Genomic DNA, 19210 nt, shown 5'->3' with positions numbered 1-19210 from the left:
ATTAGAACTTATTTTTTAATATCAAACCCTATTGTGAGAAAAATATTTTTTTATTTCTAAGCCCTCCTACACCACATCCTCTCAAACATCTCCCCATCCCCGCTGAATGGACGGCAAAGATAGTAAAACTCCTGAAGTCCAAAAGGGATTAGGAATAAATAGTTAAGATATTTTTTCTTTCAGCAGTGTCTGAGTCCTATCCGGACCCAATGAGATCAAACTAATGGGTGTTTGCGTCTGATTTTCGATGTATTTGACGTACTCATCCAAGGATTGAGGTAGATTCTCAAATGCAGAAATGTTATTGTCTTTCCACCCTTTGAACGACTCGTAAAGCAAGCCTTCATTTTGGGTGTCCAAATAAAGTGGGAGTTCTTCTGTGATCTGATCGCCCAATTTGTAACTATGGCATACTTTTATTTCATCCATATCCGAAAGAACATCTGCCTTCATCATGAAAAGCTGAGTGACTCCATTGAGCATGCATGTATACTTTAGCGCTGGTAAGTCCAACCAGCCACACCGCCTGGGTCTTCCTGTGGTCGCTCCAAATTCATTGCCCAGCTTCCTCAGCGTTTCGCCAGCCTCTCCATGAAGTTCTGTAGGGAACGGTCCGCTACCGACTCTGGTACAATAAGCTTTGAAGATGCCATACACTTCGCCAATCCTACCTGGAGCCACGCCCAACCCTGTACAGGCACCTGCTGCTATGGTATTGCTGCTGGTTACGAAAGGATAGCTTCCAAAGTCGATATCGAGCAAGGAGCCCTGCGCTCCTTCTGCCAGCACGCTCTGACCATCTACCAAAGCCTGATTGATTAAATACTCAGTGCTAAGGATATCAAATTCACGTACCAACTCCACAGCCTCAAAAAACTGCTTTTCCTCCTCTTCTAATAAAGCTTCAAAATTATAGCGCTCGAGGATCTCCAGATGAAAATCCCGGAGTTGCTTATAGCGCTCATCAAAATCCGGTTCGTTAATATCTCCGATTCTTAATCCTTTTCTTGCTGCTTTGTCTTGATAGGTAGGACCTATTCCGCGAAGGGTTGACCCTATCTTCTTATCGCCCTTGGCAATTTCATAAGCCTTGTCTAGCATCCTATGAGTAGGAATAATCATCTGGGTCTTATTAGAAATGACCAGATGTCTCTTCAAGTCCAGATTGAAAGGAGCAAGTTCTTCAATTTCTCTCTTGAAAGTAATGGGGTCGAGAACTACACCATTTCCGATGACATTCAGGATACCCTCGTGAAAAATACCAGACGGAATCTGATGTAACACATGTTTGTGCCCATCAAACTCGAGGGTATGACCTGCATTGGGCCCCCCCTGAAACCTGGCTACCACGTCGTATTTTGGTGCCAAATAATCCACAACTTTTCCTTTACCCTCATCTCCCCATTGAAGGCCTAATAAAATATCAACTGATGCCATTAAATTATTTGATTTTGCTGAGCGCTTCCTGCTCTGTATCTACTATGTTAAAAATTGCCTGAAGTTTGGTGATAATAAGTAGCTTCTGGACATGTTCGGAGGGTTTGATTAAAAATAGCTCACCTCCCTTGTTTCTGAATTTTGTAAGCAAAGTTATTAAAACTCCAATACCGCTACTATTGATGTAGCGGACATCCGAAATATCAATAAGACAATACTTCATTCCCTTGGTAAGAGAATCATTGACGAGTTCTACAAGCTCGGGCCCATTATTCTCCCCTATTAAATCACCATTGAAAACCAGTCTGAGTTGATCGCCGGCGGTTGTATGTTTATAATTCATTATTTGATATTCGGTTTATTCTCGCAATTTTCTCTCTTACAGTTGGCATGCAAAATCAAAGAATGGTGCATTACATCAAACTGCAGAAGTTCACCAACGGTATTTTGAATGTTTTGGATGCGTGGATCGCAAAACTCCATGACTTTATTGCAGTCCGTACAAATCAGGTGATCATGCTGACGGTATCCATAGGCTTTTTCGTATTGCGCAAGGTTCTTCCCAAATTGATGCTTAGTAACCAACTCGCATTCCACCAGCAAATCAAGTGTATTATATACAGTAGCTCTACTCACTCTGTAATTTTTATTCTTCATACTAATGTAGAGTGACTCCACATCAAAATGGCCGTTTCTGGAATAGATTTCTTCAAGTATGGCGTATCGCTCAGGAGTTTTCCTCAGGCCTTTTTCTTCCAGGTACTTGGTAAAAATATTCTTAACCTCCTCAAATACGATCACTTGGCTTCAATTTGGTGCAAATATACAAGTTAGAAGTTCAAAATTAATCAGTTGTCCCGGGTAACAGAAACAACCCCCGGTACCACTTCCAATTTGCCGATGAGCTGATCCACATGTTTGGTGTCACTCACATACAATTGAATCTCCCCCTCAAATATGCCTCCTTCGGTGTTGATCGTAATTGACCTCATATTTACTTTCAACTCTCCTGATATAATACTTGAGACGTCATTGATTAATCCCATACGATCCGTACCTATTATTCGCAAACCTGCCAGGAACGAATTATCCTGACTAGAGGTCCATTTGGCCTTCACCACCCTATAGCCGTAATTGGAGAGTAATTCAGCCGCATTAGGGCAAGTAGTGCGATGAATTTTGATACCATCATTGACCGTGACAAAACCAAACACATCGTCACCCGGGATGGGATTGCAGCACTTGGCAAACTTATAGTCCACTACATCCATATCCTCCCCGATCAACAATAGATCAAAGTCCTTTTCCCTGACTTTTTTAATCTGAGACTGCATGCCCTTGGGGTCTGTAACCCTCCGGTATTTGTGCTCTTCTTCTTTCTTCTCGTTGAATTTTTTGATGAGGCTATGGTCAATCTTTCCCTTACCTATCAGGTAAAAAAGATCTGTGGGGGTTTTTACATCAAAATGGTCTGTTAGCTGTAACAGGGCCTCCTGGGTGAAATTGATTTTGAGCTGCTTCAGTTTGCGCTTGACGACTTCCTTGCCTTCCATTACAAACTGTTTTTTCTCTTCTTTGAGGGAATCCTTGATTTTAGATTTGGCTTTGGAAGTCACCACATACTTCAGCCAATCCTCATTGGGTTTTTGCTTTTTAGAGGTGAGAATCTCAACCTGATCACCATTTTTCAACACATAATTGAGAGGTACCAGTTTTTGATTCACTTTGGCGCCCAGACAATGGGCTCCCACTTCTGTATGTATATCAAATGCAAAATCTAAAGCTGTGGAGCCATTGGGCATGGTGACCAAGTCTCCCTTTGGGGTGAAAGCAAATACTTCTTCCTGAAAGAGGTTGGACCTGAAGTCGTCAACGAACTCTATGGCTGAAGCATCATTCTGCTCAAGAATCTCGCGAACTTTTCCGATCCAAAGCTCAAGCCCCTTATCAGCGTCACCATTTTTGCTCTCTTTATATTTCCAATGGGCAGCATAGCCCTTTTCGGCAATTTCATCCATTCGCCGTGTTCGGATCTGCACTTCCACCCATTGTCCTCTGCCACTCATCACTGTGGTATGAAGTGACTCATAGCCGTTGGATTTAGGAATACTGATCCAATCCCGCAAGCGGTCCGGATTGGGCTGATAGTAATCCGTAACGATTGAATATGCCTGCCAGCAAGCTGCCTTTTCATTCTCCAATTCAGTGTCGACGATGATTCTAACGGCAAACAGATCGTACACTTCCTCAAAAGGCACATTCTGCTTTTTCATTTTATTATGAATACTATGAATCGACTTGGGACGTCCTTTTATCTCATATTGAAAGCTTTGGCTATTAAGTTCATCCTTGATGGGCTTGATGAAATTTCTGATAAACTTATTTCTGGCGTCTTTGGTCGCATTGATCTTAGATGCGATATGTCTGTACGCATCCCCATCTGTATACCTCAGGTATAGATCTTCCAGTTCTGACTTAATGGCATATAGTCCCAGGCGATGAGCGAGTGGGGCATACAGATAAATAGTCTCGTTGGCGATTTTGAGCTGCTTATCCCGGGGCATACTCCCGAGGGTACGCATATTATGGAGTCTATCGGCCAGCTTGATCAGAATCACACGGACATCATCCGATAGTGTCAGGAGCATTTTGCGGAAGTTTTCCGCCTGTTGAGAGCTCCCCTGATCGAAAACACCAGCTATTTTGGTCAGCCCGTCGATAATACTGGCAACTTTTTTACCATAACCCCGCTCTATATCCGCCAATTCCACTTCCGTGTCCTCCACCACATCATGGAGCAATGCCGAAACAATGGAAGTAGTGCCCAATCCAATTTCGCTAACACAAATCTGGGCCACCTCTAAAGGATGGAAAATGTAGGGCTCACCGGACTTACGGCGCATATCCTTGTGCGCCTCCATAGACATGTAGAAGGCTTTCTTGATGATCCTGGCATCCCCAGATTTTAGTATCGGCTTGGCATGACGTAGCAGCTTACGATACCTCCTAATAATCTCCCTTTTCTCTTCTTCTAAATCAACTTCAATCATCAATGAATAAAAATTATTTTAGGGTTTTGCGAAATTAAACTTTTATATATCTTTGCACTCCAAAAAAAGCGGATGTGGCGAAATTGGTAGACGCACTAGACTTAGGATCTAGCGCCGCGAGGCATGGGGGTTCGAGTCCCTCCATCCGCACCAAAAAACAACCCTCTTTCCGAATAGTTTCGTGAAAGAGGGTTTTTAATTTATAAACATTAATACTTACCACATTGGACATCTCACTGGATAAAATCAACAAAACTGAAGCGGTAATTAAAGTTAATTTAAAGGCCGATGATTACCAACCTGGTGTAGCGCAAAAGATCAAAGAATATAGCAAGAAGGCCAACATCAAAGGGTTTCGTCCCGGCAAAGTGCCTTTAGGGATGATTCAGAAGATGTATGGCAAGTCTATCTTGTTAGAGGAGTTGAATCAATTGCTCTCTGAAAAGCTTAATGCTTACCTGAGAGAGAGTGATTTGCAGTTTCTCGGAGAGCCCATGCCGAAAGATGATTTCGAATCTATCGATTTGGACAGCCAGGAAGATTTCGAATTTGCTTACCATGTAGGGTTTGCAGAAGAATTTGAGCTCGCTATCAATGACAAATTGAAGGTGGATAAGCACTCTATCAAAATAGACGATAAAGTGATTGGTGAAACCATCGAAAACTTACAGAAGCAATTTGGTGAGTTGATCACTGCTGAAGTTTCTGAAGCGAATGATACCCTCTATGGTCCCATCAAAAGTGCCGATGGCAGCATTCATAAGGAGATAAGCATCGACCTGAATGATGTAGAAAAAGCCTCTGTTAAGAAATTAACAGGTCTGAAAGCAGAAGATTCGGTAGAGCTGGATCCAAAGAAACTCTACACAGACAGTCATAAGCTGCATCATCAGTTGGACATCTCTCATGATGCTTTTGATCTTTTGAAGGGTAAAATGACTTTCACTGTTAAAGGCATTAACCGTCAGGTTCCCGCAGAAGTGAATCAGGAGCTTTTTGACAAGACCTTTGGTGAGGGGACTGTAAAGGATGAAAAGGAATTCAAGGAAAAAGTAAAAGAGTCTGTTGGCAAAAGTTTTGAGAATGAAGAAGAGCAGTATTTCGACTATCAGTTGAAAGAGACGCTCATCGAGAAAGCTAAAATCAACTTGCCTGATGAGTTTTTGAAAAACTGGTTGCTCAAAACCAACGATCAAATTACTCCCGAAATCCTTCAGGATGAGTATGCGACATATGCTAAGGAGCTGAAATGGTCACTGATCAGAAATAAAATTGTAAAAGATCAGGACTTCAAAGTGGAGAACGATGAAGTGGTAGAGGAAGCCAAAAACCTTATCAGAAAGCAATTCGGACAAGCTGGTTTGATCGGGCAGATGGAAGACAAACTGGAAATGTTTGCTCAGAATTATCTACAGGCAGAAAATGGAGATAATTACATGAAGATTTACAACCAGGTACAAAATAATAAGGTGTTTGGTTACCTGAAGGAGAATATCACCATCAAGGACAAGAAAGTCACGATGGATGAATTCAGAAAACTTTAGGAAACTAAGTCATACCAAAACAAGTTTAAATAAAAGTCCTTAGTGCTAAGGACTTTTTTATTTTTGCCTAGTTAAGCTAAATTGAAACATGATCAATAAAGAAGAATTCAGAAAATTTGCCGTAAAAGGCCAAGGAATAAATGGTTTGACCTTTGACGCGTATACGGATCGCGTGGAAAACATGACCCGTGCAGTCATTGAAGAACGACCAACCAATTTCAGAGAAATTGATGTTTTCTCCAGACTCATCATGGACAGGATTATATTCCTGGGTATGCAAGTAGAGGAGAATATTGCCAATATTATTACCGCTCAGTTGCTCTTTTTGGAGTCTGTAGATTCTAAAAAAGATATCCTGCTATACATCAATAGCCCTGGAGGATCAGTATACGCCGGATTGGGGATGTATGACACCATGCAATATGTGAGTCCTGATGTGGCCACCATATGCACAGGTATGGCTGCCTCTATGGGAGCGGTGCTGATGACCGGGGGTGCCAAAGGCAAAAGATCTGCTTTGCCACACTCAAGAATCATGATACACCAACCAAGTGGAGGAATGCAGGGTCAATCTAGAGACATGGAGATTACCTTGAAACAAATGCAGGAACTCCGGAAGGATCTTTATACCATCATAGCCAATCATTCGGGCAGATCTTATGAAGATATAGAAAGAGATTCGGATCGTGATTACTGGATGCGTGCATCTGAGGCTAAAGAATACGGCCTGATTGACGAAGTATTAGAAAGAAACCCAAAGAAATAATGGCGCAAGTTACCTGTAGCTTTTGTGGAAGAAATAAGAAGGATGTAGACCTGATGATATCAGGTATTCATGCTCACATTTGTGATAAATGTATTTCACAGGCTCAGCAAATCCTCAACGAAGAGCTGAAAACAAAAAGCTCGGCGGAAAGCCCAAAGTTTAACCTGATCAAACCTACAGACATGAAGAGACACCTTGATGAGTTTGTAATCGGTCAGGATGAAGCGAAAAAGTATATCTCAGTAGCTGTCTACAATCATTATAAGCGACTCATGCAGGCGGACAGCAAGGATGATGTGGTGATTGAAAAATCTAACATTGTCATGGTCGGACAAACCGGGACAGGTAAAACCTACCTGGCCCGCACGTTAGCCAAAGTACTTCAGGTGCCGTTTTGCATAGCCGATGCTACAGTGCTGACGGAAGCTGGGTATGTAGGTGAAGATGTAGAAAGTATCCTCACAAGGCTCCTACAAGCTGCCAATTATGAGGTAGAAGCAGCAGAGCGCGGGATCGTTTACATAGACGAGCTGGATAAAATTGCGCGAAAATCTGACAATCCATCCATCACAAGGGATGTAAGTGGCGAAGGTGTTCAGCAAGCGCTTTTGAAACTATTGGAAGGTACCTCTGTGAATGTACCGCCCCAGGGTGGCAGGAAGCACCCGGACCAAAAGATGATTACGGTTAATACTGAAAACATCCTTTTCATTTGTGGTGGAGCATTTGATGGCATAGAGCGTCACATTGCCAACAGGCTCAATACAAGGCCGATTGGTTTTGCCAACGCCGATGATTTCAGCACAGAGTCTGTGGATAAGGACAACCTGCTTAAATACATTACAGCATTAGATCTGAAAAGTTTTGGACTTATCCCGGAGCTGATTGGGCGATTGCCAGTACTCACACACCTTGATCCGTTGGATGGTGTGGCTTTGAAAAAGATTCTGACAGAGCCAAAGAATGCTCTGATTAAACAGTATGAAAAGCTGTTTGAAATGGAGGACGTAAAACTCACCATGACTCCTGAGGCGCTGGACTACATTGTAGAAAAAGCCGTAGAGTTCAAACTGGGAGCGCGCGGGCTAAGATCTATCTGTGAAGCCATCATTACGGATGCCATGTTTGAAATCCCTTCCAGCAAGGATGTGAAAGAAATGGAAGTCACTAAGGACTATGCCGAGGAGAAATTTGAAAAATCGAAATTTAATAAGTTAAGAGCAGCCTAAGTTAATAATGTGTCTGGCTGCTTTCTCTGAAGCGTTTGTTTCACCTAAAATACTGCGAATCTCCGAATAACCTTCGGAGATTCTTTTTTTGGATGCTACATCGGAAAGTAAAGTCTCCAGTTCGGAAGCTACGTTGACCGCATTGTAATCCCCCTGAATAAGTTCCTTGACCACTTCCTTTCCAGCAATCAGATTAACCAAAGAGATGTGAGCTACCCGGATCATTCTTCTGGCGATCAGATAAGTCAGCCAGCTTGTTTTGTACACCACCACTTGAGGCTTACCAATGAGTGCCGCCTCCAGAGTGGCGGTACCAGAAGTTACCACTGCCGCCTCGGCAGACTGTATCAGTTCATAAGCTTTATCAAAAACCAAAGAGATGTTACCGAGATTTCTTAACGGTTCATAAATTGACTTATCTACATTACTGACCCCTGAGACCAAAATCTGATAGTCATCAAAGACAGTAGATATTTTCTGGACTACCGGAATGGCTTGTTTGATCTCCTGCTCCCGGCTTCCCGGCAGAAATGCTATGGACTTATGCCGCTTCAGTACATGAAGTAAAGTGTCATTCCATTCATAGGCACTCAGCGCCTCCATGACTGGGTTGCCCACATAAGTCACCTCATATTGGAGGCCCTGATAGAAGTCCTTTTCGAAGGGAAGGATCACCAGCATCTGGTCTACACTCCTCCTGATCCTACTGATACGCTGTGGTCTCCATGCCCATAGTTTGGGAGCAATATAGTAGCAGGTTTTGATCTCAAAATGTCTGGCATAAGTAGCCAATCGGAGATTAAAACCTCCGAAATCAATCAAAACAAGTACCTGAGGAGCAAATTCACGAATATCTCGCTGACACTCTTTCAATAGGGAACGAAGTGTCCAGAAGGTTTTGATAACTTCCCAAAAACCCATCACTGTCAAATCACGATAGTTTTTGAGAATCCTTGCACCGGCTGACTCCATCAGGTCTCCACCCCAACCCACTATCTCAGCCTGCGGGTCTTGCTTGGTGATTTCCCGAATCAGGTTTGCACCATGTAAATCACCAGACCTCTCTCCGGCTACGATAAAGTATCTCATCCTTTGGTTTCGCCAAAGTACTCTACGTAATTGCGTGGTGTTTCGTATAATTTCAAACTATGAAGTGTACAATCACTTCCTAGCCGTTTAACCTTAGGTGCAAGAATCTTCCAAAACTCAATCACCAGGTTTTCGCAGCTGGCAAGTTTGCCCAGCATAAAATCGACATCCAGGTTCAGGTTTTTGTGATCCACCTTGTCCGTGATGTCAGTACGTACCAACGTACTCAATTTCTTCAGATCCACTACAAAGCCCGTCTCTGGATCGGGCATGCCTTTTACGGTTACAATGAGTTCAAAATTGTGTCCGTGCCAGTTATCATTGGCACATGGGCCAAACACCTCCACATTTCGCTCCCTCGTCCAATTGGGATTATACAGCTTATGGGCTGCGTTAAAATGTTCCTTTCTACTTACGTAAATCATAACCGCTGAAAATCTGCCACAAAGATAGAAAGTTCTGTCACCTTACTAAAGGCTTATGCCGTGGATGATTAAATTTGAAAAAACAACTTGTATGATCGTAGTAACAGGGGCAGCGGGATTTATCGGAAGCTGCATGATAGCAAGGCTCAATGAGAGTAATTTCAATAATATCATCGCCGTGGATGTCTTTCAGGATGAATTCAAAAACCAAAACCTGGCTGGTAAAAAACTCCGAGCCACTATAGATCGCGAGGCCTTTCTTCCCTGGCTTGATGAGAATGCCGAGGCGGTGGAGTTTATCTTTCATCTTGGTGCTCATACTGATACCACAGAACAGGATACAGATATCCTCAGGAAATTGAACACTGACTACTCCAAAGCCATCTGGAAACGGTGTGTAGATGAGCAAATCCCACTGATCTACGCCAGCAGTGCTGCTACTTATGGTGCAGGTGAAAATGGTTTTTCCGATGATGAAAACACTCTTGAAAGCCTGGAGCCACTTAATGCCTATGGTGAGTCCAAGCAGGAATTTGACTTGTGGGCCATTTCCCAGGAGCAAAAACCATTCTTTTGGGCTGGACTCAAATTCTTTAATGTCTACGGGCCCAATGAATACCACAAAGAGCGTATGGCCTCTGTGGTCTATCACTCATTTCATAAAATCATTGAATCCAATACCCTGAAGCTCTTCAAGTCACACCGATCGGACTTTGAGGATGGTGAGCAAAAAAGAGATTTTCTCTATGTAAAGGATGCCGTGGAGGTGATGTACTGGCTTATGCACCATCGGAAAAACAGCGGCATTTATAACATCGGAACAGGTGAGGCCAGATCATTCAATTCGCTTGCTACTGTTATTTTCAAATCTCTCGGGCTCGAGTCAAAAGTTGAATACGTGGACACCCCGGAAGACATTCGGGAGAAGTACCAGTACTTTACAGAGGCTGACATAAAAAAAATAAAGTCCATTGGATACCCAATGGACTTTACAACTCTTGAAGCAGGTGTTGATGATTATATTAAAAACTACCTGCTCAATATGACTTATTATTAAATACAAAAGAGAGCCACACAACAGTCCGGCTCTCTTTTGATAAAATATATTCTAGTCTTTACTCACTCTAAGGGTTTGAACAGACCCGTTTTCTGAAACGATCTTAAGCAGATATATTCCGGTCCTCAATCCTCTCATGTCCAACTGATTGTTATTGAAGGAAACTCTTTTCACACTTCCATCAAGTCCAAACAACTCCACTTTGGCCAAAGGCACCTGTGATTCTATCGCCAGAAAATCAGTGGTCGGATTTGGGAACACTTTAAGTGAGGACAAAATCTGATCAGCGGCAAGAATTTCTCCTTGTATAGCTACATCATCAATTGCCCATCCCCAAGAGTTGACCTGTGCATCAGACTGTAGGCGGAACCTAAATACCACCACATCTCCAGCATTAAAGTGATCCAATAGATTGTACTCATGGTCAACAAAATAGTCTTCTCTTCCTGATAGTTTAGATTCAAAAGCAGCCGTCCATTTATCATTAGCGCTGGCATCATACTTGGCAATGGTTACCCACGAAATTCCATCCGTAGACCCTTCCAACGTCACATAATCGGCCCCTGGCTCCACAATAGCCACATCCTTGTAACTAAAGGTTGCATCAGAACTTTTGACTTCAATAGGAATAAGCAGATTAAACACTTTGTTGGAATTTGCCTCATAGTTATGTGCAGAGTGAATCGCCTGAGATGGAAATCCAGTCACCTTTTTGATCTCCATAGATCCTGTAAAATGATCATCGTCGGTATCAAATCTATCTACATAGGACGATTGCGTTGCAGCAAAACTATATGTAGTAAACTCGAACGCGTCTGAGGTATATGGAGCGGAACCTTTAAAGCCTCTTACCACAATTTCCAGTTCCGTTTCCGAAGTGGAAGCAGTGAAAAGATTTTCTCCCAGATCAGGACTCACCACCGATGACGCATAATCACCATTAATATAGAGCTGAGCAGAGTCAAAGTCGGAAATAAAATTCACCAACACTCCAACTTCATTTGACAGACCTGCTGAAACGTCAGTTATTTCAGGGTAATAAGTGATCAGCGGAACCTCAGGAAGCGTGTAAGACCAGATTCCCCTTGAATGAGACGCTATGACCAATTGATCCTCTTTGAGATCAATTTCCCATACCGATGCCCGAGGCATATTGCTGTCAAGCAAGTGCCATGAAGCTCCATTATCCGTAGACTCTATGATACCAATTTCTGATCCTACCCATATGGTGTTTGGATCATGAGGCATCACCTGCAAATCATATACTGCTACATCTGGAAATCCGGTGCTCGTACTTCCCGCAGAAAAACCAGAAATATCTTCCCAGGTTTCTCCAAGATCGGTAGATCGTACCACCTTCGCTGATTTTGCATAAGAGAATAACACGTAAACGGTCTTATAATCATGATAATTGGTCGCAATTCCCGTTATCAATCCTGTGTTTATCCCATTATCTGGAACTGGAGCAAATGACTCACCCTTGTCCGTAGATAGAAACAAAGAACCACTGTTGCTAATGGAAGCTCCGGCCCACATCACGTCAGGGGTTGCATCTGATATTTCAATACTCATTAGCGAAGAAGTTGCCCAGTCACTATAGCCTGTCATATCAATCAACTCCCAAGAGCCAGCAAAGTCATCAGATTTATAAACTCCATTTCCTGCAAGGGTAAACACAACGTCAGGACGTTGGGGGGCGTTACTAAATTGCCCAATGAATGGTAGTGCGGGATCAGCCCCCAAGCCCACTGTTGCATTTAAGAAGGAATTTCCACCATCAATAGACCTACCAATTCCAAGGTTTTGACTGGTCACAATTAGCTTGTTTATGTCTGTGGGGTGCCATACGGCATCAAATCCATCTCCACCCCAAGCTTCCTCATATTCGGTAGTCTTTGATGCGTCTTCTCCTGAAGGGCTAAACCAGCTACCGTTATCCTGCGCTCCGGCTACATAACGATCCACACCCGGAGCCTTGTCTGCTCCATAAAACTGAGTGGTATTCATCATGCTTCCTGCAAAATGCCAGGAATTTAAAGAAACACCAGGATTAGCTGAGACATTGGAGGCATAGGACGCTCCGTCGTTGACATTTACTATCTGCCATTCCTTGGCCTCTGCATCATGTATTACGGCTACCAGGTTATGGTGATCCGGGTGAACATTACTATTCTTTCCGTCAACTCTTCCATATGGGTCTGCAGCGCTCACCACATCATACTGGCCACTTACTACAGTTCCCCAATTAATTCGGAAGGCAGATTCAGGAAGATTATCAGGATCCCATGTGGCACCTGCAACCAGGTATGGCCAAATGAAAAACAGGTCATCATCCACATGTCCACCAGTAGTTGCTATGGCATCCGATGGCGTTTCTGAATAAGTCCTTGAGTTGATGTACAAATACTCGCGAGAGTGAGTATTGTTTGCATCATTCTCACCGCCCTCAGTATTATTATAAATCAAATTAAAAATGCCGTCACGCTGTTGATCTCTAAACGCGACCATCAATTGACGTTCCGGTGTGGCATCCACATCCCAAACTTCAAAAGGTACATCTACGTAATCCTGGTAAGTATATTCAGCATCACCGACACCAGAACCTCTGCCACTAGGCACCAAAAACCTGTGAGCCTTCTGTGACCTCCCCGGACCGAACCTTATTTCCACTGAAGTAAACTCATCTGCCGGAGCAGAACCCAGCGCAAGGGTTCCACCATCTAGCTCTGCAGTAAAATTAACTCGAGCCATGAATGCCTCAGTACCTCCAGTTTCAGTGCCTAAAAAGGTAGGGTCACTTTCACCAACGCCTGCTGCTACATCCACGGTATACTTATAGATACCTATTCCACCTACATAAAATTCATTCAAATTGAATGGATGAGCTAAGATGGTATTATCATACCAACCCTGGCCTCCCAATACATCAACGGTGTTAGACGGGTCAGTAATCAAGGTCCAATTATTACCAGAGTCATTAGAATAATAAATATCAGCTTCCTGTGAAGCGTCCAATCCCCCTACAACTGAAGCATACAATCGGGTTGGATCCACCGGAGAAACAGCCAACTCAACTCTGGAGCTTGGGCTCATTCCGTCCGAAATCAATGACCAAGTATCCCCGGCATCCAGAGAACCTAAAACACCAACACCACTTTGTCCGGCATACAGTATGTTAAAATCATTTGGAGAAGCTACAATCTGCTCAATAGCTCCAGCTTGAGCATTGAAAACAGAGTTCCAAGACAGTCCACCATCTGTAGACTTCATAATATTTGAAGTGTAGGATCCCCAAAAATTAGGTGCAGTGCTAGCTAACACAACATCCGGGTTGTTTGGATCTACTATTACCCGTGTAACAGACTGCCACAATTCATTTCCAGCCGTGGATGCCAGTTGTGTCCATGTTTCTCCGGCATCAAGCGATTTGAAAATTCCATCTCCATTGATGTTGGTATATGCAGACGCTATATATTCACCTGTACCGGCATAGATAACATCCGGCTGACTCTCGCAATATGCAAGGCTAGTAACCGCCAAAGTGGGAAAGTTAGGAGACTTGTCAATCCAGCTAGCACCACCATCTGTGGTCTTCCAGACTCCCCCTCCTGAAGATCCAACCAGCCATGTCATATGAGTATCATCCTGAGGCAGCACTATCAAACCACGAGCTCTTCCAGGAACATTTGATGGTCCCCGCTCAACTATATTAACAGGGACAGATCGGCTTTTGGATACATTTGCAGTAGCAAGTGATTTAACCAATTCCTTCTGAAGATAACCTGGCTGATAATTAACGCCACCCTCCCTATAGGTAAGTTGCTGTCGGATTTTAAATCTTTCTTCCGGAAGCATCAGATGTTTCCTCTCAAATCTGGAAACTTCCTCTTTGACAATTGTATCATCATGGGAGATTTCTTGATCCCCTTGCTTCATCCAATACACAGTGCACAGCAAAATCAGCAATGCACCTACTGCAGAAATTGCACTTTTATTTTTTATTTTCATCGTTTGGATTATTTTTTTCTTTTTTATCGCCGCTTACAACATCAATCTCAAAGGTCTTTAGACCATTGTCCATGGGAGTTGCTAATCCGGTCTTCTCTTTGATCATAATAGTTGAAATACCAGTCCAATTAAGGTAATCGCCGCGGAAACCCGAGTTATATATTGCTTTTGGCTTTTTTGTTAAGCGAACAACCACAAAAGTGGTAGAAGGTGAATACCCCGTTTCTTCAAAGGTTGAAAGGAGAACGAATGAGCTATCAGGATTGTATTGGGTCTCAAAATCGGTTGTTCTTAAAGACTCTTTAGCAATGGCCAATAAATCATCATCACTTATCGATTTGTTCGTATATCTGGATGAGCAGTTACACAACACGGTCGAAAGGCTTATAAAGACCAAAATAAACATCCTATTCTTCATAATTTCATTTGATAACAAATTAAACAATTTGCCAAAAGAAGGCAACAAGAAGACTGTATTACAAGTCCTAACCTCGGTTTAAAAACCTCAAGATCAAAGTCAAATGATCAACATTCTTAGTCGAAAGCCCTTCTGATTTAACATAATCAACCAAAGCCTCTTGCTCGCTCTCCGAAAGACCTAAACCACTGGCAAATTTCTTCCTATTGCCACTTGCAGGGTATACAATCCCATCTCTCAGGAAATAGTATTCCTTAGCCGATTCGTATCTATCCTGCTTTGATCCCGCATCCAATGCCTTTACATAATTCGCCTCGTAAATTTTTATGAAATGCCGCTCGACAAGACTCCAGGTTTCTCCTCTAGAAACGTCGCGCAACAAGCCAATTATTGGTGTCTGATCGCTATATCGATATTCATTTGGGTTAATGTATCTAATCGCACTATCGCTCAACACAGATATGTCTACGAATTGAATTTTTTCGATACTGAAGGTTCTTACACGATTCTTGTCCTTGACATCCACATTGTTGTTCAGTAGGTTCACTCTTAATATAAGATTCCCCGTTTGGACACCATTTTTGAGTGTGAGTTTTCCGGATTTCCAATCCTCAAACAAATAGACATTTCCTACAGGATCGTAATTTGTGAAATCCACAACGGAAACCATGCCTCCGATTTCAGTATTCATATCAAGACCACTAGCGTCATTTCCTCCTAGCGTGGCTTGAGCTGCACCCCCAGTAACAATGCATACAAATAGGACTGGGCTAAGTAAATATCGTTTCATAAAACTAATTGGTTGATTATGTGATATAACAACCTTCACTCAAAGCAACTGTACTAATATTCAAGAATAAATAAAACAAAAGCCATCTCGGAACGAGACGGCTTTTGTTCTAATATTAATAGCACTTAAATCTACTATTTTACGCCCGCAGGAAGATCCATTTTTTGCACAGATACATCTCCATAAGAAGTATCATCTGCATCAAACAATTCGTATACTCCATTGGTCACGGTAATATACCCTACCAAATAAAGAGAAGAACCGTCATCATCAGAATGCAACTGCTCGTCAATCAAAACAGTAGACGAAGAAGCAACAGAACCATCATTGTTGTATCTGGTGAGTTGAAGTGATACAGGTATATCTGTAGCAAACTCACCTAGATCCACACTTCCATAAAGGTTTGTTGTTACCCAGTAATGTCCATCAGCCCAGTCCAGGTCACCTACCTCAGGACATGAACCAGTTGCCATAGAGAAATCTGGATGATAACCAGAGAAATCCTCCACCAAAAACAACACGTCCACATCAAAAGAACTACAGAATGACTCACCAACAGCAGTTTCGTCTCCGTTATCCCACACCGCAGTAAGCGTTACGGTTTCTAACGGAGCAAAATCAGGTGAATTGTTGATGGTAATCGCCACAGTAGTAGGTGTGATAGTTGCATTGGCTGTACGTGAATCTCCAATCTGGATCATCAACATCTCAGTCTCCTCTCTTGTATCATCATCAGCATAAAGAGTAACCATCGCCGTTCCTGTAGTCGATCCAGCAGGAATATAAACCCGGCTATTGCTATTATCGATATCAAAATCGTCATGTTCTGTAGCAGTAGTTCCCTCTGCAACAGTCACATAAATAGCAACATCTACTATCTGCGCTTCACTCATTGTGACAGTCCACGAGAAAGTCGTATCCTGCTCGTCTATAGTGATCGAGCTTGGTGCCGAAATCGAAATTGTTGGACTAGTCGGTACCAAAGACGAGTGTCCGGTAAAGTCCTCATCATCGCACGATGTGAAGCCGAAACTCACTACTACCAAAATCAGTAATAATCTATATATCTTATTCATAGTTAATTTCATTTAAAGATTTAAGATCAATTAGGAGTCAGAACTTCCGTGTACACTCGGTTTCCAGCGCTAAACTCAATCGTATAGGAGTAAGTAATCACACCAGTTGACGGGTCAACAGATCCTGTAACCTCAGCGCCATCTCCTTCTCCCCACACACCATTGCTATAGAAATCTCCAAGGGTTTGCATAGGAATATAAAGCTGACCACATACATCATTGAACAACATAGGTGCTTCACCAGTTGGTGTTGCTAACACTCCTTTAGCCCATGATCCACTTCTACTAGAAACATAACTTCCAGGTCCCAGCTCTGTGATCACTACAGGGAATGAGTATGAAGCCCCATCATCTCTCTGACCAGTCATAGAATATGATCCAGCCAAGTCAGACAAACACTGAACAGTAAGACTCACTCTATTGGCTGCCTGAGCCAATACACGTCCATCAGTCATTGTCATCTCAGTATGAAACCCGATAACATCACCGATGGCCAGATCAGCAGCAGTGGCACTAAAGCCCTCCATAAAGTCCCCAATAGAAGAATAGTTCACTTCTATCGGATAAGTAGAAGCCGTAGTGATTTCCACAGACTCAGTTCCATACGATTTGTAAACAGTCATGGACTGAACATCAGAAACATTTGGAGAAGATACTGTCACAGAATAATCTAACATCGCTGTAACAAAAATCACCTCGCCAGTTTCCGTAGGGTTTCCTAGCAAAGCACCGCCAGAACTTCCAATAGTGGTTAGGGCAGCCTCTTTAGCCTCCGCAGTAACCAAATCTTCAGACTCATTACACGAGATCGCAAAAAGACCAAGGGTTAGGATGGCTATGTATATATTTATTTTTTTCATGATAATTTCAATTTAATGTTAATTGACAATTATTAATTATCCCACCAAACTTTGGTAGTCAATACATCTGCACCTTGACTTGCCACAGCTGCATCATAGCTAGCTTTATTGGTAGTCTGCTCTGAAGCAGGATAAGAGTATCGAGAAGGAATTTGAGATAGTACAGCATCAAGAGCTGGAGACAAAGCAGGCTGACCTGTTCTTCTCCATTCTGTCCATGCTTCTACTCCCTGAGCAAATAGAGAGATCCACTTTTGGGTTCCAATCAACTCAGCAGAAGCACCTGCGCTATACGCCACACCAGACTGGGACAAGTAAGCGTCCACACCTGAGGTGATTCCGTTTTCTTCCATAGAAGCTCGAATACCAGCATTGTAGAATGTGGCAGCATCTCCGCTAATGTAATTAGAAGCAGCAGCCTCAGCTAGCAAGAACTGCAACTCCGCGTATGACATAAACATACCTGGCAACTCGGGGTTCAAATAGAACTCACCGATACCAGAAACGTTCTCATAATTGAAGTCTTCACTAGGAACATCCTGAATTCCGTTTGGCTTACCTCTGTAGTTACCATCAGCATTCTTAGCAGCCATTACTGCAAGACGAGGATCACTAAATCCTTCGAGAGTCTGCACCAAAAGCTCAGAAACTTTCCATTCTAATCTGCTACCATAATCAATGGTCTCATAAAATGGGTGAGCATTAGGCTGAGCAGCTAAATAAACAATAGCAGCATTATCAGCATTTGAAGTGAATATTGGGCGAGCTACTGTTGCTTGTAAATCTGCAGACACATCACGAACACCAGAAATCCTCATCAGACATCTGATTTTCAATGAGTTAGCAAACTTTCTCCACTTAGAAGCATCACCACCATACATCAAATCAGTGGCTGCATTCAGTGATCCATTTCCTCCAGCGATCAACGCATTAGCTCTGTCGAGCTTTGCCAAGATGCTATCATAAACCACTGATTGCTCATCATATGCAGGAGCAAAAATACCCTCAGTACCACGGATGGCCTCTGTATTAGGGATATCTCCATACAGGTCAGTAAGCAATGAATATCCCCAAGCCTGTAGCGTAAGTGCTACTCCTTTAGATACATCATTACCTTCTGCAGTAGCCAAAATCTCCATTGATCTGGCATCAGAGATTACATCTTCGTAGATGTTATCCCAAGTAGACTCAATTACAGACTGTCTTGGAACGTAACGCTCCTCGTCGTTGTACTGAACTTTCGTCCAAAGCTGAGCCCAAGTGGAACCCATATCTCCACCTACAAACGTGCTATGCAAGTTGTTGGCAGCATTCCTAATGATATCTGCTGTCAGAAGATCTGAGGGAACAGTTGTCGGGTTGTTAGGATCCTGATTCAATTCCTCAAATCCCTTATCACAGCTCGTTGCAAAAAGAACGAAGAAAATTCCCGTGAATAAATATTTTATAGACTTCATCATC

The 19210-nt window shown here is 42.8% G+C and carries 16 protein-coding genes and 1 tRNA gene; 5 read left to right on the top strand and 12 right to left on the bottom strand.

All coding sequences use genetic code 11. The features are described from left to right. Nucleotides 1-162: 162 nt before the first annotated feature. The 4 genes from GV030_RS15240 to GV030_RS15225 are packed head-to-tail and all read right to left on the bottom strand — an operon-like array spanning nt 163 to nt 4487. Nucleotides 163-1437: an adenylosuccinate synthase gene (locus GV030_RS15240; protein WP_159583524.1), complete on the bottom strand. Its 1275-nt coding sequence runs from the start codon at nt 1435-1437 to the stop codon at nt 163-165. A 4-nt stretch (nt 1438-1441) separates the two neighbouring features. After that, nucleotides 1442-1780: an STAS domain-containing protein gene (locus GV030_RS15235; protein WP_159583522.1), complete on the bottom strand. Its 339-nt coding sequence runs from the start codon at nt 1778-1780 to the stop codon at nt 1442-1444. Next, nucleotides 1780-2238, bottom strand: coding sequence for a Fur family transcriptional regulator (locus GV030_RS15230; protein ID WP_159583520.1), 459 nt, complete (start codon nt 2236-2238; stop codon nt 1780-1782). Before GV030_RS15230 ends, GV030_RS15235 begins: the two co-directional genes overlap by 1 nt. Nucleotides 2239-2285: 47 nt before the next feature. Further along, a complete protein-coding gene (locus tag GV030_RS15225; RefSeq protein ID WP_159583518.1) occupies nt 2286-4487 on the bottom strand; it encodes a bifunctional (p)ppGpp synthetase/guanosine-3',5'-bis(diphosphate) 3'-pyrophosphohydrolase in 2202 nt (733 codons plus the stop codon). A gap of 68 nt (nt 4488-4555) precedes the next feature. Here GV030_RS15225 and GV030_RS15220 point away from each other — a divergent pair. From GV030_RS15220 to clpX, 4 genes are all read left to right on the top strand, one after another. Beyond that, nucleotides 4556-4640: transfer RNA gene (locus tag GV030_RS15220), tRNA-Leu, on the top strand. Nucleotides 4641-4711: 71 nt separating this feature from the next. Then, the gene (gene tig, locus GV030_RS15215; protein WP_159583516.1) at nt 4712-6031 is read left to right on the top strand and encodes a trigger factor; all 1320 of its coding nucleotides are present in this window, start codon (nt 4712-4714) and stop codon (nt 6029-6031) included. 88 nt (nt 6032-6119) lie between these two features. Further along, nucleotides 6120-6797 carry a ClpP family protease gene (locus GV030_RS15210; protein ID WP_159583514.1) on the top strand — a complete coding sequence of 226 codons (678 nt, stop codon included), beginning with the start codon at nt 6120-6122 and terminating at the stop codon, nt 6795-6797. Then, nucleotides 6797-8026, top strand: coding sequence for an ATP-dependent Clp protease ATP-binding subunit ClpX (clpX, locus tag GV030_RS15205; protein WP_159583512.1), 1230 nt, complete (start codon nt 6797-6799; stop codon nt 8024-8026). The genes GV030_RS15210 and clpX overlap by 1 nt, the downstream gene beginning before the upstream one ends. Here clpX and lpxB read toward each other — a convergent pair. After that, entirely contained in the window at nt 8012-9115 is a 1104-nt protein-coding gene (gene lpxB, locus GV030_RS15200; RefSeq protein WP_159583510.1) for a lipid-A-disaccharide synthase, read from the bottom strand. The genes clpX and lpxB overlap by 15 nt on opposite strands. Beyond that, complete coding sequence (locus GV030_RS15195) at nt 9112-9540, bottom strand: 6-carboxytetrahydropterin synthase (protein WP_159583508.1); 429 nt, start codon at nt 9538-9540, stop codon at nt 9112-9114. Before GV030_RS15195 ends, lpxB begins: the two co-directional genes overlap by 4 nt. 91 nt (nt 9541-9631) lie before the next feature. Between GV030_RS15195 and rfaD the strand changes: the two genes are divergently transcribed. Further along, a complete protein-coding gene (gene rfaD / locus GV030_RS15190; RefSeq protein ID WP_159583506.1) occupies nt 9632-10597 on the top strand; it encodes an ADP-glyceromanno-heptose 6-epimerase in 966 nt (321 codons plus the stop codon). A 51-nt stretch (nt 10598-10648) separates the two neighbouring features. Here rfaD and GV030_RS15185 read toward each other — a convergent pair whose 3' ends face one another. The 6 genes from GV030_RS15185 to GV030_RS15160 form a co-directional block, all read right to left on the bottom strand. Beyond that, nucleotides 10649-14605: a T9SS type A sorting domain-containing protein gene (locus GV030_RS15185; RefSeq protein ID WP_159583504.1), complete on the bottom strand. Its 3957-nt coding sequence runs from the start codon at nt 14603-14605 to the stop codon at nt 10649-10651. Beyond that, complete coding sequence (locus tag GV030_RS15180) at nt 14589-15023, bottom strand: hypothetical protein (RefSeq protein WP_159583502.1); 435 nt, start codon at nt 15021-15023, stop codon at nt 14589-14591. The genes GV030_RS15185 and GV030_RS15180 overlap by 17 nt, the downstream gene beginning before the upstream one ends. Nucleotides 15024-15090: 67 nt before the next feature. Then, complete coding sequence (locus GV030_RS15175) at nt 15091-15813, bottom strand: hypothetical protein (protein ID WP_159583500.1); 723 nt, start codon at nt 15811-15813, stop codon at nt 15091-15093. Between the two features lie 134 nt (nt 15814-15947). Next, the gene (locus GV030_RS15170; protein ID WP_159583498.1) at nt 15948-16889 is read right to left on the bottom strand and encodes a hypothetical protein; all 942 of its coding nucleotides are present in this window, start codon (nt 16887-16889) and stop codon (nt 15948-15950) included. Nucleotides 16890-16915: 26 nt separating this feature from the next. Further along, nucleotides 16916-17749: a hypothetical protein gene (locus GV030_RS15165; RefSeq protein WP_159583496.1), complete on the bottom strand. Its 834-nt coding sequence runs from the start codon at nt 17747-17749 to the stop codon at nt 16916-16918. A gap of 32 nt (nt 17750-17781) precedes the next feature. Then, nucleotides 17782-19209: a SusD/RagB family nutrient-binding outer membrane lipoprotein gene (locus GV030_RS15160; protein ID WP_159583494.1), complete on the bottom strand. Its 1428-nt coding sequence runs from the start codon at nt 19207-19209 to the stop codon at nt 17782-17784. Nucleotide 19210 lies beyond the last annotated feature (1 nt).

Source organism: Marinoscillum sp. 108 (genome assembly GCF_902506655.1).
GTDB classification, from domain to species: domain Bacteria; phylum Bacteroidota; class Bacteroidia; order Cytophagales; family Cyclobacteriaceae; genus Marinoscillum; species Marinoscillum luteum.
This window is presented reverse-complemented; position numbering and strand designations above follow the sequence as displayed.